This window comes from Nocardia rhamnosiphila NBRC 108938 (assembly GCF_000720425.1).
Lineage (GTDB): Bacteria > Actinomycetota > Actinomycetes > Mycobacteriales > Mycobacteriaceae > Nocardia > Nocardia rhamnosiphila.
Map to the genome: position 1 here is coordinate 333,770 of NZ_JOAJ01000003.1, position 14,612 is coordinate 348,381.

At 70.1% G+C, this 14,612-nt stretch carries 11 protein-coding genes and 4 tRNA genes; 4 read left to right on the forward strand and 11 right to left on the reverse strand.

Annotated elements, in window-relative coordinates:
- Positions 1-325: 325 nt before the first annotated feature.
- The 8 genes from IG75_RS0113345 to IG75_RS0113380 form a co-directional block, all read right to left on the reverse strand.
- Positions 326-1,516 (reverse strand): aminoglycoside phosphotransferase family protein, encoded by a 1,191-nt coding sequence (locus IG75_RS0113345; protein ID WP_030521568.1) that lies wholly within the window; start codon positions 1,514-1,516, stop codon positions 326-328.
- A gap of 150 nt (positions 1,517-1,666) precedes the next feature.
- Positions 1,667-2,926, reverse strand: coding sequence for a cytochrome P450 (locus tag IG75_RS0113350; RefSeq protein ID WP_036513717.1), 1,260 nt, complete (start codon positions 2,924-2,926; stop codon positions 1,667-1,669).
- A 166-nt stretch (positions 2,927-3,092) separates the two neighbouring features.
- Entirely contained in the window at positions 3,093-4,463 is a 1,371-nt protein-coding gene (locus tag IG75_RS0113355) for an AMP-binding protein (RefSeq protein ID WP_030521570.1), read from the reverse strand.
- Positions 4,456-5,058 (reverse strand): energy-coupling factor transporter transmembrane component T family protein, encoded by a 603-nt coding sequence (locus IG75_RS0113360; protein ID WP_030521571.1) that lies wholly within the window; start codon positions 5,056-5,058, stop codon positions 4,456-4,458. Before IG75_RS0113360 ends, IG75_RS0113355 begins: the two co-directional genes overlap by 8 nt.
- Positions 5,055-5,735, reverse strand: a complete 681-nt coding sequence (locus IG75_RS0113365; protein ID WP_030521572.1) for an energy-coupling factor ABC transporter ATP-binding protein — start codon at positions 5,733-5,735, stop codon at positions 5,055-5,057. The genes IG75_RS0113360 and IG75_RS0113365 overlap by 4 nt, the downstream gene beginning before the upstream one ends.
- A complete protein-coding gene (locus IG75_RS0113370) occupies positions 5,732-6,859 on the reverse strand; it encodes a thiolase family protein (RefSeq protein WP_030521573.1) in 1,128 nt (375 codons plus the stop codon). The genes IG75_RS0113365 and IG75_RS0113370 overlap by 4 nt, the downstream gene beginning before the upstream one ends.
- On the reverse strand, positions 6,856-7,986 hold the full coding sequence (locus IG75_RS0113375) for a class I adenylate-forming enzyme family protein (RefSeq protein WP_030521574.1): 1,131 nt from the start codon (positions 7,984-7,986) through the stop codon (positions 6,856-6,858). The genes IG75_RS0113370 and IG75_RS0113375 overlap by 4 nt, the downstream gene beginning before the upstream one ends.
- Positions 7,987-8,020: 34 nt before the next feature.
- Positions 8,021-8,551 (reverse strand): biotin transporter BioY, encoded by a 531-nt coding sequence (locus IG75_RS0113380; RefSeq protein ID WP_051714612.1) that lies wholly within the window; start codon positions 8,549-8,551, stop codon positions 8,021-8,023.
- A gap of 256 nt (positions 8,552-8,807) precedes the next feature.
- Between IG75_RS0113380 and IG75_RS0113385 the strand changes: the two genes are divergently transcribed.
- Positions 8,808-11,153 carry a molybdopterin-dependent oxidoreductase gene (locus IG75_RS0113385; RefSeq protein ID WP_030521576.1) on the forward strand — a complete coding sequence of 782 codons (2,346 nt, stop codon included), beginning with the start codon at positions 8,808-8,810 and terminating at the stop codon, positions 11,151-11,153.
- A gap of 20 nt (positions 11,154-11,173) precedes the next feature.
- On the opposite strand, the gene IG75_RS0113390 is transcribed toward IG75_RS0113385, so the two are convergent.
- Both IG75_RS0113390 and IG75_RS0113400 read right to left on the reverse strand, forming a co-directional pair.
- Positions 11,174-12,274: a CapA family protein gene (locus IG75_RS0113390; RefSeq protein ID WP_030521577.1), complete on the reverse strand. Its 1,101-nt coding sequence runs from the start codon at positions 12,272-12,274 to the stop codon at positions 11,174-11,176.
- Positions 12,275-12,657: 383 nt separating this feature from the next.
- Positions 12,658-12,729 (reverse strand) — tRNA-Val (locus IG75_RS0113400).
- A gap of 314 nt (positions 12,730-13,043) precedes the next feature.
- On the opposite strand from IG75_RS0113400, the gene IG75_RS0113405 reads away from it, so the two are divergent.
- The 3 genes from IG75_RS0113405 (at position 13,044) to IG75_RS0113415 (ending at position 13,307) form a co-directional block, all read left to right on the forward strand.
- Positions 13,044-13,116: transfer RNA gene (locus IG75_RS0113405), tRNA-Gly, on the forward strand.
- Between the two features lie 44 nt (positions 13,117-13,160).
- Positions 13,161-13,231: transfer RNA gene (locus IG75_RS0113410), tRNA-Cys, on the forward strand.
- A gap of 1 nt (position 13,232) precedes the next feature.
- Positions 13,233-13,307: transfer RNA gene (locus IG75_RS0113415), tRNA-Val, on the forward strand.
- A 66-nt stretch (positions 13,308-13,373) separates the two neighbouring features.
- On the opposite strand, the gene IG75_RS0113420 is transcribed toward IG75_RS0113415, so the two are convergent.
- On the reverse strand, positions 13,374-14,480 hold the full coding sequence (locus IG75_RS0113420) for a baeRF11 domain-containing protein (RefSeq protein ID WP_030521578.1): 1,107 nt from the start codon (positions 14,478-14,480) through the stop codon (positions 13,374-13,376).
- Positions 14,481-14,612 lie beyond the last annotated feature (132 nt).

Here is a 14,612-nt window from a genome sequence, read left to right on the forward strand (position 1 = left end):
CCGGGACGACCGGCGGAACACCGCCACCCGGGGCAGCGCGGCGGTATTCTCATCGGCGTGTCGGACCGGGGTATCGAGTACACACCAGATGCGGACGATCCCAAACGTATCCGGCTCACTTCCGGCCTACCGGAAGGGGTTTCGCGCGCGGAGATCTCCTACCGCGTGGTGGGCGGTCTGCGCGGCACCCGGGAGGTGCGCCGCTCGACCGCCGAGTTCGCCCACCTGCGCACCACCGCCGACAGCGACTACGATGACATCCCCTCCCCGGCCGGCCCGCCGATGACCGGCCCCGGGCCTGAGCCGGGCCGGCCGCGCTCGCGGGCTACTCCGCCAGGCTGTCCAGCGACTCCAGATCCGCGACTGCCTGCAGGATCCGCTCGAAGTTGGCGAGGCTGATATCGCGGGGCTGCATATCGGGCTGCATCCGGCCCTGCCCGAGGGTGCCGACCCAGGCGAAAACGCCCTGGAAGGTCTGCTGCCGGTACTGCAACCACGCGGCGTCGAACGCAAGCGCCGCGCCACCCGCGGCCCGCAACCGGTCGAGGTAGTACTCCAGTAGGTCGCGCTCCCATTCCCGGCGTTGTTCCACGGTCAGCGCGGACATGATCGCGTACGCGAAATCGGCGGCCCAGTTCCCGCGCAGGGTGCACTGCCAGTCGTAGAGGCCCATCCGGCCGTCACCGGTGACGTACCAGTTGCCCGCGTGCACATCGGCGTGCAGCAGGGTCTGCGGGGCGCGCTCGTGCAGCGCCATGGCGCGGAAGAGGCCGGGCCACAGCTCGTCCTGCCGGTCACGCAGTTCCGGCGGGATCACCTCGGCGCCGCGCACGAGCCCGGTGCGGAACATCCGGCCGGTATTGATCATATTGTTCATGGTGGTGTGCCACTGCGCACCGGTGAGCAACCAGCCGAAATCACTGCGCAGCCGCGGGCTGTCCCAGTACGCGCCGTGATAGATCGCCAGCTGCCCCACCATGTCCTCGGCCATCGCCTTGTCCAGCACCCGGGTGAGCGGGTTGCCGAAGGTGGCGCCCTTGGTGGCGACGACATCCTCGAGCACGAACAACGAGCGGAAGGACCGCGGATCGAAGGCGGCGTGATACGCCCAGGGCGCCTCCAGCTCGAGTTCGGGCCGGATGTGGCGATAGAAACCGGACTCGTTCCCCAGCAGTTGGCACAGCCCGCATACCACCCGCATCGTCAGTGCCGCAGTGGATTTCGTGAACAGCTCGGTCGGCAGACCGGCCGCCACCCCGGCCTCGTTGTACCGGACGGTGAGTCCCCGTCGCGACGAGGTGCCGTTACTGCCCTCGGTGAGCGTGAACGACTCCACCCGAGCGTGCGGATGCTGCGCGCACAACGCGGCGGTGAGCCACTGTTCGGTCAGCAACTCGGGCGCGGCGGGTACCTCGGCGAGTTCGGTGGGCGCCGTCCTGCGGATCACATCCCGCAGGTAGTACCCCGCGATCCGCGTGGTGAGCCCTACCGCCCTGCCCTTTTCCCGAACCGACACCTCGACCACCCGGACCCTTCACACATCGAAACTCTGCGATCTGCACGATAATCGGTGCGCCGGGCAGCGCGTTCCCCCCTGTGGCGACGGCCGCCGAACACCGGATCGGCGTGACACCGGCCCGGCAGGGCGAGCTCCGGTGCCGCGGTCCTACACGGTCGCGGGCCGCAGCGGCGCGGACGCGGGGAACGCGACCGGCAGCGCGGTGAGTGACCGGTGGAACGGCCCCGGGCGCCAGGTCAGGTCGTCGGCAGATACACCGAGCCGGATCTCCGGCAGCGCGTCCAGCAACTGATCGATGGCGTCCTGGGCCACCAGGTAGGCCACCGATTTCGCCGGGCAGGCGTGCGGTCCGATACTCCACGACAGATGCGAGCGGTTGTCGGTGTAGGCGCCGGTATCGATCGCGGGATCGCTGTTGCAGCCGGCCATACTGATCACCACCGGTTGATGCGCCGGCAGCCACACCCCGTCGATGAGGATCGGCTGCCGGGGGAACGAGACCGAATAATTGGACAGCGGCGGATCGGTGAACAGCACCTCGTCCAGCGCGTCCCGGGTGGACAGGCTGCCGCCCAGGATGCCGCCCGCGAAACGTTCGTCGGTGAGCATCAGCCGCAGGGTGTTGACGATCAGGTTCTGCAGCGGTTCGATCCCCGCACCGTAGAAGCTCAGGACCTGGTGCAACATCTCCGCGTCGTCCAGGCCGGCCGGATCCGCCAGCAGCCGGGTGACCACGTCGTCACCCGGTGCGGCCCGCTTCAACCCGACCAGATCCGCCATGGCCCGGGCGAACATCGTATTGCCGGCGTCCGCGTCGACACCCTCGAACATCGCGGCCATCCCGGCCGCGGCCCGCTGGCCGATCTCGGCCGGGCATCCCAGCATGCTGTTCACCACCGCGAAGGTCAGCGGAAACGCGTACTGACCGATGAGTTCGGCGGATCCGGTGCCGCAGAAGCTGTCGATCAGCGGGATCGCGATCTGTTCGACGGTGCTGTGCATCGCGAAGAGATCCACGCCGTCGATCCCGGCGACCGTCGCCCGGCGGTAGCGCGCATGCTCGGAGCCGGTGCTGCGGATGGCGGCCGGACGCCACTCCAGCATCGACCGCACCGGGCAGTCCCGGGGGACGTCCTGCTGCCAGATCCGGGAATCCGCGGGGAAGTGCTCGGGATCGTTCAGGATCCGCAACGCGGTGTGGTAGCCGATGACCAGGGTCGCCGGGACCCCGGGCGCCAGTTCGACCGGTACCAGCGAGCCGTACCGCCGCCGCATGTCCTGATAGGCACGCTGCGGCGTGGTGGCGATCTCGTCGGAGTACAGGGGGACACGAGGCCCGGCGCTGTTCTGGGGTGAGCCGAGGGCGGCCGGGATCCCCGGGAGCGCGGTGGGACGTGCGGAATTCACAGAGTTCTCCAGTCACGGCGATGGCTACTCGACGCCCGGTGCGACTCGACCGAAGTCCCGGCAACGTCAGGGACGCGAGATTACCTGGCGCACGGCGGTTCTGCGTTCCTGGGTGGGCGCCGCACCCAGCGCGGCGGGCCGCCGTCGCGCGCCGGCCGGCGCGGTGTCAGCCGAACAGGGCGGTCAGCGCGGCGCGATCCACTTTGCCCCGCGGCGTCCGCGGCAGCCGGTCCACCACCCGCACTCGATCCGGCATACTCGGGGCCGGCAGCACCGCTCGCAGCCGCCGCCGGATCTCCTCGGGTCCGGGCGCGTCGCCCGTGACGACAACGGCGGCCACCGGCACCTGTCCCCAGCGCGGGTCGGCGAGTCCGACGCAGGCGGCCTCGGTGACCCCGGGGATCGCGGTCAGCGCGGCCTCGACCGCCGCCGGCTCCACATTCAATCCGCCCCGGATGAGCATTTCGCCGTCGCGACCGAAGAGCCGTAACCTGTTGCCCGCCAACGCTCCTCGGTCACCGACCGAGAACCAGCCATCGACCGGGCCGTCCACCACGCCGTCCTCGGTCAGATACCCGGTGAAGACCATATCGCTGCGTACATGGACCAGACCGTCACGGATCTCCGCCTCGACCCCGTCGAACAGCTCCCCCGCCGCACTGTCGTCGGTATCGCCGAGACCGCGATCGAACGAGACGAAACTCAGTTCCGAGGCCCCGTAGAAATGAGTGAGCGCGGCATTCGGCAGTACCTCCCGCAGGGCCGCCCGGCCCGGCCGCGGCCAGCGCGCCGCCGAGGAGAGCACCTCACGCACACTGCCGACCGGCCCCGCGCCCGAACGCACCACATCCCAGGCGATGGCGGGGACCGAGTACAGGTGGGTGGGGTCATCGGCCAGCGCCACGGTGACGGGCCGCAGATCGACCGTCGCGCCCCGGGTCAGCGCGTGCAGCGCGCCGTAGAGGAAATGCGTGTGATCGAGTACGCCCGGCGTCGAGACCCGGTCTCCTCTGCCGATATCGAAGGTCGCGTCGGAGCGGTCCAGGGTCGCCGCCCACGATCGCTGATCCCGGACGAACAGTTTGGGTTCACCGGTGGTGCCGGAGGTGATCCCCACCAGTAGTTCGCTTCCGGGACCCGCGCGCCCGCACGGCCCGTCCGATTCCAGTTCCGCCGCGGTGCGGATCGTGCCCGTCCAGCCCAGCCGGCGCAGCAGCCGATGATGGCCGGGGGCGGCGCACACCTGCGCGGGACGGGACAGCGTCAGGACCCGGTCCAGCTGCCGCGGCAGCAGATGGCGGTGCAGCAGCACCACACCGACCCCGGCGTACATCGCCGCCGCCACGGTGACCAGTGAGCCGATATCGGACGTGGGCAGTACCGCCACCCGATGCGTGCCGCCCAGACCGGCGGCGGTACGGGTGACCCGCTCCAGGAATTCGCCGTAGGTGGCCTGTTCGCGGGCGGCGACGACGGCGGTCGCCGCCGGATCCCGGGCGGCCTGCCGTGCGATCCGCTCGGCGAGCAGTTCAGTCATCGTCGACTCCGCGGGCGGCCAGCGCGTCGCCCATCGCGTCGGCGGTGCGCAGCGCCCGGACCAGCACCGGCGTGGCCAGGGCGGTCACCGACCACTGCAGTCCCCGCGCGCGCCGGGCGTCCGCCACCTCCCGGACGATGCCGGCCAGCAGCGGCACACAGCGGATCGCCAGCGCCAGCAGCAGGCCGATACGTTCGGGGTCGACGCCGAGACGGCGCAACGGGCCGAGCCCCCTGGTGACGGCGTCCAACATATCGGTGACCCGGGTCGTCAAGGTGACCAGCGCGGCCAGCGCCACCGAGATCAGCAGCAGCCCGCACACCACCGTGGCACGCGCGGGCGAGGTCGTCAGGACCTGGACCACCGCGATGAACACCAGCATCCACACCACCGGCCGCAGCTGGGCCAGCGCCACCCGCCACGGGATCCGGGCGAGCGCGAACACCACGGCGACGCCGAGCGCGACGCCCCCCACCTGCGCGGGAGTCCGCACGAGCACGGTCGCCGCCACGATGACCGCGACAAGCGACAGCAGTTTCACCCCGGCGGGCATCCGGTGCAGGAGCGAGTGACCGGGAAGGTACAGCCCGATCACTCGATCAGCTCCCGGTAGGCGGGGACGGCCGCGGCGGGGGTGCCGTCGAAGACCACCGCGCCCTCGTCGACGACGATTACCCGTTCGAAACTGTCCAGCAGTCCGAGCTGATGGGTCACCACGATCACCTGCTGGTCCACCGAATCGAGCGCCGCGGCGACGGCGCGGGCGTTGCGCAGGTCCAGCAGGGTGGTCGGCTCGTCGGCGACGATCACCTCCGGGCGCCGGATGAGGACGGCACCCAGCGCCAGCAACTGTTTCTGTCCGCCGGAGAGCAGATGGGACGGATGGTCGGCGTGGGCGGCGAGGCCGAAGCGGTCCAGTATCTCGGCCACTCGCCCGGCGATCTCCGGTTTGCTCAGGCCCGTCCGCCGCAGCGAGAACGCCAGATCCTCGGCGACCGTCGGCATGACGATCTGGGAGTCGGGATCGGTGAACACGAATCCCACCTTGCGACGGACCCGGGCACCTTTCTTCGAGGCGTCGACACCGTCCACGGTGACGGTGCCCGAGGTCGGGGTCAGCAGGCCGTTGATCATCCGGGCCAGGGTCGATTTCCCGGACCCGTTGGCGCCGATGATTCCGACCCGGCGCTCGGTGATCCGCAGATCCACTGCACGCAGGACCCGGCGCTCACCGTAGCGGTGGCTCACCGCATCGAAGACGATTTCGCTCATTGCATCCGCTCCACGAGTACCGCGATACCCTGACCACCGCCGATGGCACAGGCCGCCAGTCCAAGGGCAGGCCCGTCCGGCCGTAACATCTGACTCGCCAGCCGCACCAGCAGGACCGCGCCCGAGGCGCCCCAGGGGTGGCCCATGGCGATCGCGCCGCCCTCCGGGCAGAGCACCGCTTCGTCCAGGCCCAGTTCGTCGGCCACGGCCAGCACCACCGACGCGAAGGCTTCGGTGATCTCCACGATGCCGAGCTCGGCCACCGAGTGACCGGTGCGCCGCAGTACCTTCCGGATCGCCGGCACCGGACCCAGCCCGGGCAGGGCGGGATCCGAGCCGCTCACCGCCGACCCGAGGATCCGCAGGGCGGGCAACCCGGCCGCGCGTATCTCGCTCGTCACGGCCAGCACGGCGGCACCGTCGGAGATCCCGCAGGAGTTGCCCGCGGTCGCGGTGCCGTCGGCGCCGAAGCTGGGTCGCAGCCGGCCCAGCCGCTGCGCGGTCATCCCCGGCCGGATGCGCTGGTCCCGGCTCACCCCCGCGACCGGTACCAGCTCCGCGCCGAAATCGGTGGCGGCGGCGCGGGCATGGGAGCGCGCGGCGTAGGCGTCCTGCCGTTCGCGGCCGATACCGCGGCGGCGGGCGAGATCGTCGGCGGCGACGCCCATATCCGGGTCCGGAAAACCCTCGGGCGCGAACGGCGCGCGGGTGTAGCGCACCGGTTCCCGCTCCGGCTCCGGCGGCCAGAACCGCCACGGCGCGGTACTCGCGGATTCGACGCCACCGGCGAGAATCAACCCGTCCGCGCCGCTACGCACCCGCAGCGCGGCCTGCATCACCGCGTCCAGCCCGGAGCCGCACTGCCGGTCCACGGTGACGCCGGGTACCTGCGTTCCGAGCCCGGCCCGCAGTGCCGCGACCCGGGCCGGATCCCCGCCGGGGCCCAGACAGTTGCCCAGCACCACATCGTCGATCTCGTCCTCCAGCCCGGCCGCGCGCACCTCCTCGGCGACCGCCCGCAGGACCGGGGCGGCCAGATCGGTGACGGTCAGCCCGGCGAACGCGTGCCCGGCCGTGCCGATCGGGGTGCGCCGGGCGGCGACCAGGACAGGAACAACACTCACGCCAGCAAGTCTTTCAACCGGCCGCGGGCGATCTTCCCCGCGGTCGTGGTGGGAAGTTCACCGACCCGCACCCAGCGGCGCGGCACCGCTTCCCGGCTCAGCAGCCCGCGCGCCCGCCGCCGCACCTCTTCGATGGCGACGCCGTCCAATTGCACGGCCGCCGTGACGGTTTCGCCGAATACCGCATGCGCCGAACCGATCACCGCCGCCGCCACCACACCGTCGATACCGCCCAGCACCCGTTCCACATCTTCGGCGACGACAGTGGTACCGCCGACATTGATCACCGCCTCACCGCGTCCCCGGACCGTGAGTTCCCGGTCGTCCCCGAGTACGGCCAGATCGCCGACACAGAACCATTCGGGCGCACCGAGCACCGTGTAGGGCGATCGGACGTAGAGCAACCCGTCGCGGATCTCGGCGTCCACCTCGTCGAGCAACCGCAGCGGTTCGGGGACCAGCCGGGCAGCGACCAGCGATACCTCGGAGGATCCGTAGTACTCGACGACGCGCAGATGACGGGCCGCCGCGAGCGCGCCGGGGTCGGCGGCGATACCCGCGACGACGGCGGTACGCAATTCGGGCGCGGTACGCACGACCTCGCGCAATACCGCCGGGACGGCGTGCACGACACCGGCGTGCCGCGGGTCGTCGGTGACGCAGGCCCCGCACCACAGCGCGTGCAGGGCCCCGAACAGATGCATCGTCGCGTGCAGCGGGCCGGTGAGCAGGACCCGGTCGGTGGTCGTGACCCCGGTCAGCGCGGTGAAGGCCGGAAAACTGTCGTACCAGGAGGCGGCGGTGCGGGCCAGCGGCCGGGGCCGGCCGGTCGACCCCGAGGTGGCGACCAGCAGGAACGCCGAGGCCGGCCATTCGATGCGGTCGGGGCGCGCGGCGGGGTCCTCCACGGCGACCGGGACACCGCGCCGTGCGGCCGCACAGACACAGATCAGCGCTTCGGCGACCGGAAGGGCGGAGGCGTCGTATCCCGCCGGGCCCGGCTCGTGCCGGTCGCTCCAGCGGTCGACGGCGCGGTCGAGTTCGGCGTAGCTGAACCGCTGCCCGCCGAGATCGAGTGCGGGCGCGTCACCGGCGCCGCCGAGTACCGGCGGATCGACCGGAACGATCTCCTTGTCGATCGAACCCGCCGTCGGTCCCCGGCTAGGCACGGATCAGCCCGGGGTAGGCGCGGTGCACCCCTTTGGCCACCATCGTCGCGACGACCACCTTCAGCAGATCACCGGGCAGGTACACGCCGTTCGAGGTGATCGCCGGCCACAGCGCGATATCGGTGCGCAGCAGCAGACCGAGGGTCCCGAAGAAGTAGATGATCACGATGCCGCCGGCCGCGTTGATCAGCAGCGCGGGCAGTACCGGGTACTTGGGCACGATCCGCGCCGTGAGCAACCCGATGAACAGCGCCGCCGGGAGCCAGCCGACCAGATAGCCCGCGCTCGGGCCGGCCAGCGCGGTCAGCCCGGTCCGGCCCCCTGACAGCAGCGGCAGCCCGATGATGGTCAGGGCGATGAAGACCGCGACGGCGGCCGTGCCCTTACGCGGCCCCAGCACCGCCCCGGCCAGTAGAACACCGAGGGTCTGCACGGTGATCGGCACGCCGGTGAATCCGACCGTGATCGAGCCCGGGAGGCCGAGCGCCGCGATCAACGCGGCGAAGACCGCGATCTGCGCCATATCGCGTGCGGTGATACCCGGCCGCGGCCTCCGCTCGTTGTCGACACCGCTCACCGGGATACCTCCGCAACACCATGACTTGAACGACGTTCAAGATAGCAATCGCCGGGTGACCTGCCGACGGGTCCCCCGGCGCCGGGCCCGCGCGGCATCCGAATCCGGGTCGCCCCTTCACCCCGCGCCCCGCTTCGCACCGCGACCCGGTCGTACGGTGATCGATGACCCGGATCGACGTACCACCGCCCGAAGGACCACGATGACGCAGCCGCTACCGACCGCGACACACTGGGGCAACTACCTGATCGACCGCGCTGCCGACGGCGAACTCCGCGTCACTCCCACCGGGTCCGACCCCGACCCCTCGCCGATCGGCCGCTCGCTCACCGCCACCCACGACCCCGATCACCGGATCGCCCGGCCCGCCGTCCGGCTCGGCTACTACCGGGACCGCGAGCACAGCGACACCACGCGCCGGGGCCGTGAACCGTTCGTGGAGGTCGACTGGGACGAAGCACTGGATATCGCCGCCGGCGCCCTGCGGTCCACCCGGGAACGAGCCGGCAACCGCGCGATCTACGGCGGCTCCTACGGCTGGGCCAGCGCCGGCCGGTTCCACCACACCCAGGGGCAGATCCATCGCTTCCTGCGGATGTTCGGCGGCTACACCGCCTCGGTGGACACCTATTCGTTCGCCGCCGCCGAGGTCACGATCCCGCATGTGCTCGGGATGAACGCCTATTACGCGGCGCGGCAGTCCCCCACCACGGAGGAGATCGCGCGGCACTGTGCCCGCATCGTCTTCTTCGGCGGGGCAGCAGCGCGAAACGCGCAGGTCAATCCCGGCAGTTTCGGCGCCCACGGCTACCGCGACCACCTCGCGGCCCTTCGCGCCGCCGGGGTCGACACGATCAATATCGGACCCGTCCGCGACGACCTCGAGCCGGTTCTCGCCGCCCGCTGGATCCCGTGCCGGCCGGGCAGCGATGTGGCGATCATGCTGGCCCTGGTGCACACCCTCCTGACCGAGGATCTGCACGACCGGGCCTTCCTGCACCGCTACACCGTCGGTTTCGACCGCTTCGCCGACTATGTGACCGGGCGTGCGGACGGCGAACCGAAAACCCCGGAATGGGCGGCGGCGCTGTCGGAGGTACCCGCCGCCGAGATCCGGGAGCTGGCCCGGCTGCTGGCCCGGGAACGCTGTGTGATCGGGCTCCCCTACGCCCTGCAGCGCGCCGAACACGGGGAGCAGACCTATTGGACCGCCTGGGCGCTGGCCGCCGCCCTCGGCCATATCGGACTACCCGGCGGCGGCGTCCTCATGGGCACCGGCAGCGGAATGACCAACGGGATGCAGCGGCGCCGGCTGCCGTTCGAGATCGCCGCCCTGCCGCAGCCGCCGAATCCGGTCGCCGAGGTGGTCCCGGTGGCGCGCCTCACCGACATGCTGGAACGTCCCGGCGAGACCGTCGACTACAACGGCCGCGTTCTCACCTATCCGCACATCGACCTCGTCTACTGGGCCGGCGGCAACCCGTTCCACCATCATCAGGATCTCAACCGGCTACGCCGTGCCTGGACCCGGCCGCGGACGGTCATCGTCAACGAGATCGGCTGGACCTCCACCGCCCGCCTGGCCGATATCGTGCTGCCCGGCACGGCCGCCCAGGAACGCGAGGATTTCGCCGCCGCGCAGGTCGATCACTGGCTCTCCCCCATGCGCGCGGCCCTACCGCCCTACCGGGAGGCACGCGACGACTACGCGATCTTCGCCGCCCTGGCCGACCGGCTGGGTTTCGGCCCGCAGTTCACCGAGGGACGCACCGCACGGCAGTGGGTGGAACATCTGTGGCGAATCACCGCCGACAACGCGGCCGCCGCCGGCATCACCCTCCCCGACTACCGCGAGTTCCGATCCGGTGCGCCGATCGATCTGCGCCCCAGGCTCCCCGAGAGCCGTCACGTACTCGAACGGTTCCGCGACGACCCGGACCGACATCCGCTCGGTACACCGTCGGGCCGGATCGAGATCTTCTCCCGCACCGTCGCCGACTTCGGCTACTCCGATTGCCCCGGTCACCCCGCCTGGCTCCCCGCCCGGGAGTGGCTCGGCAGCCCCCGCGCGCAACGCTTTCCGCTGCATCTGCTCTCCCACCAGCCCGCGACCCGCCTGCACAGTCAGCTCGACTACGGCGTCACCAGCCGGGAATCCAAGATCAGCGACCGCGAACCCCTGCGCATGCACCCCGCCGACGCCGCCGCCCGCGGCCTGCGCGACGGCGATATCGTCCGCGTCTTCAACGACCGCGGCGCCCTCCTCGCGGGCCTCCGGCTCACCGACGCGGTCCGGCCCGGGGTCGTGCACATGGCCACCGGCGCCTGGTACGACCCGCTGGATCCCGACGACCCGGAATCACTGGACGTACACGGCAACCCGAACACCGTCACCCTCGACATCGGCACCAGTTCGCTGGCCCAGGGTCCGTCGGTCAACAGTTGCCTGGTCGAGATCGAACGCTACGCGGGCGACCCCCCACCCCTGCGCATCCACCGGCCCCCGGAGCTGATTTCGGCCGAACAGGTCGGCACCCACCCCGCATGATCGGCGCGGCCCCTCGAGCCTCACACCGCCGACCCGGCGGTCAGCAGATCGTCGGGCCCGATCTCGACGCGGGTGCCGAAACTGCGGCTGATCTCGGCGAGCCGAGTCCGGAGCCATTGCGTATCCGATCGTCCCGGGCGCTCGAGTCGGATACGACGGATACGAAGGGGCAGCATGCGCAGCACGGCCGGGCCGGCGGGGTCGAGCGCGACGAGATACAACAACCGCAGGTCGGGCCGGTAGGACTCGTGGCCGCCGATGCCCTCGTAATCGTCGATCACATCACCGCACCCGTACAGGATGGGTCTGCCGCGGTAGATCTCGATCGGCCGGGGATGGTGCGCGGAGTGGCCGTGCACGATATCGATACCGGCGTCGATGAGGCGGTGCGCGAACTGCCGCTCGCTCAGGCCGATTCCGTACCCCCAGTTGGAACCCCAATGGACCGACACGATCGTGAGGTCACCGTCACGCCGGTGGACCGATAGATGCGCCGCGATATCGTCGGCGTGCCCTGCCGACGGGTGATCGATGCGCCGGACGCCGGGACGGCCGGTGGTGGCGGCCCAGTCCGAGGGAACCCCACTGGACCTGGTCGATACGGACTCGATCAGAACCCGGCGTCCATCCCGTAACGGCACCGCCACGGGCTGTTGCGCCGCCGCGAGGTCGTCCCCCGCACCCACGGCCCGGATACCCGCGCCGGCCAATGCGTCGAGTGTGTCCAGCAATCCGCCGATACCGAAATCGAGGGCATGGTTGTTGCTCAACGCGCAGACGTCGGGGGCGAACGCGGTGAGCGCCGGCAGGTTACCGGGCTGCATCCGATAGTGGATGGCTTTGCCCGGGGCGAAGCACCCGTCCGCGGTGACCGCGGTTTCCAGATTGACCAGACGTACCTCGGGCGCCAGCTCGTCCAGCAGGCCCGGCACCTCACCCCACACCCAGTCGTAGCCACAGGGCCGCGGCAGCGAGCCGTGGGCCCACTCTGCCAACTCGACGTAACGCCGGGCATCCCGGACCCAGGGCTCCCGCAGTTCCGGGGCTCCCGGATGCGGCAGGATCTGGTCCACACCGCGACCCAGCATCACATCACCGCCGAGAAGAACCGTGACCGCCATCACGACACCGCCCGGCGCAGTGCAGTGCCGGTCCCCGCGCCGACGATCCCGGCCCGGCACGCTCCAGAACCGCCAACGAGCCACGCCGGGGCGATCGCGCGAACCATCGATTCCACCCCGAAACCCATACCTGAAAGCTATCACCGGATGTGCGGCAATGCAGGGCCGAGGCGCCGCCCCCCGGGATGGTCGACATGTTCAGATGCGCATATCCGAGTATCGACACGTAGTGCCGGCGAGCGGGAGCGCTCCTACTTACGCCGCGGGTATCGAACTCCGAACCGGTGCGAGAACCGAACCCAAGGGTGCGATAGCGGAAATCGGCCAGGAACGACAATCGCCTCCTACCTGCTGATTCACAGATAGGAGGCGATTGCTTACTGTGGTCCCAGCTGGGATCGAACCAGCGACCTTCCGCGTGTGAGGCGGACGCTCTCCCGCTGAGCTATGAGACCGGGATGAACCGCTCGGGGGGAATTTCGATGCCCGCCGAACGAGTACGAACTTTAACACGCACCACCCGTTCGCCACCAAATCACCCGGTTGTCATCAGTTCACCGGGGTCGGCCGTCGCGCCACGCCCACCTACCGCCGCAAGAGTCGGGCGCAGCCGTTACGAACGGACGGCGCGACCCGCACCGGTACCGGCGGAAATGACAAGCTTGTGATTTACCGGCGTCTACCAGGCGATTTGTAGGTTTCGCCGAACGTCGGCTAATGTTCTGTCTCGCACCACGGAGGACGGAAACGACCACCGGGGATGCAGAATGCGGATGTAGCGCAGCTGGTAGCGCATCACCTTGCCAAGGTGAGGGTCGCGGGTTCGAATCCCGTCATCCGCTCGAGAGGTAGGGCCAGGCGCATAGAATGCCTTCCCCCTTTGCGCGGTGGAGTGGCCGAGTGGTGAGGCAACGGCCTGCAAAGCCGTGCACACGGGTTCGATTCCCGTCTCCACCTCGCGCGATTAGCTCAGCGGGAGAGCGCTTCCCTGACACGGAAGAGGTCACTGGTTCAATCCCAGTATCGCGCACCAGTTCATATCGGTTGAGAGGCACTTTCCGAGCGGATCGGAAAGTGCCTCTACTGCTTTTCCGGGCGGCTACGCCGCGTAACGGAGTATGCCCGCGATCTCCGTCTCGCGGGGCAGGTCCTCGGCGCGTACGGCCAGGACCCGGCCGCCGGTGAGCAGGACGCGGCGGCTTATCTCGTCCAGGATGCCGGGCGCGTCGACCGGCTCCGGTTCGGCGAATGTGACCGCGCCGTCGGCGGATACGGCGCCGGGCACCGACGCATCGATATCGACGAGCAGGGTGTCCACGGCGCCCGCGGTGGCCGCCCGGGCGAGATCGGAGATATCGGTGGCGGCCCGGCCCTCGCTGCGCCGGCGATCCAGCAGGTCGATCAGCTCGGACAGTTGCGCGGCGTAGTGGCGGTCCAGTACCGCACGGGAACGTTCGGCGAGTTCCTGGTCGGAGGCGTGCTCGGGATTGCCGGAGATGCTCTCGGCGAGCAGGCCGTCGTAGCTGTTCACCGACCGGAACAGGGAGTCGATCGGTTCGGTGGCCGCGAGGATGAGTGGCACATGGCGGCCGGACAGGAAATCGCGGAGTTCGGTGTCGATGGCGCGGGCATACTGGCGGGCCCGCATCTTGCGCCCCTCTTCCCCCTGGACACGGCGCTTCGGTGCCCGATCGCCCAGGCTCGATTTGCCGGCGTGCGCGGCCGCGTTGGCCGGCAGACCGGGTATCCGCACCGTGTACGCCGGCTTGTCGGCGGTGATCTCCACCAGCCGGACGCTGCCTTCGGCCAGGGCCAGGACGAACGCCGACTGCGGGAAGGTGACGGCGCGGAGCAGGCGTTTGAGATAGAAACGATCGCCCACCGTGACGGAGGCGTTCAACTCGTTGGGCACCCGAAAGGTGCGGATCCGCGTCGGTGTGGCGAGGGTGACCAGGGTGCGCGACTGGTAGCGCCAGAACTCGGCATCGTCGATGTGGACGTCGAATTCCTCCTCCAGGGCGGCCCGCGCCGCCGCGTCGGTGACCTGGTCGAGTGCCTGCCGGACCTGGTCCCAGAACGCGATCCGGTTGCGGTCCGGATCGGCTGCGTCCGATTCGGTGGGAGTGTAGATCGATACGCACCAGTCGTCGGTGAGGGCGGCGAGAGCTTCGATCTCGCCGCGAGTCGGGATATCGGTGTGCAGCACGAAATCCTCCACATCGTGGGGTCGGCGCGCCGAATCCGGTGGAACCGGGGATCGCGGCGGTGGGTCGTGACGCAGGGCGAATACTCGGCAAACTTCATTAGAGCACAGGACGACCCCGACAGTCGGTACGCA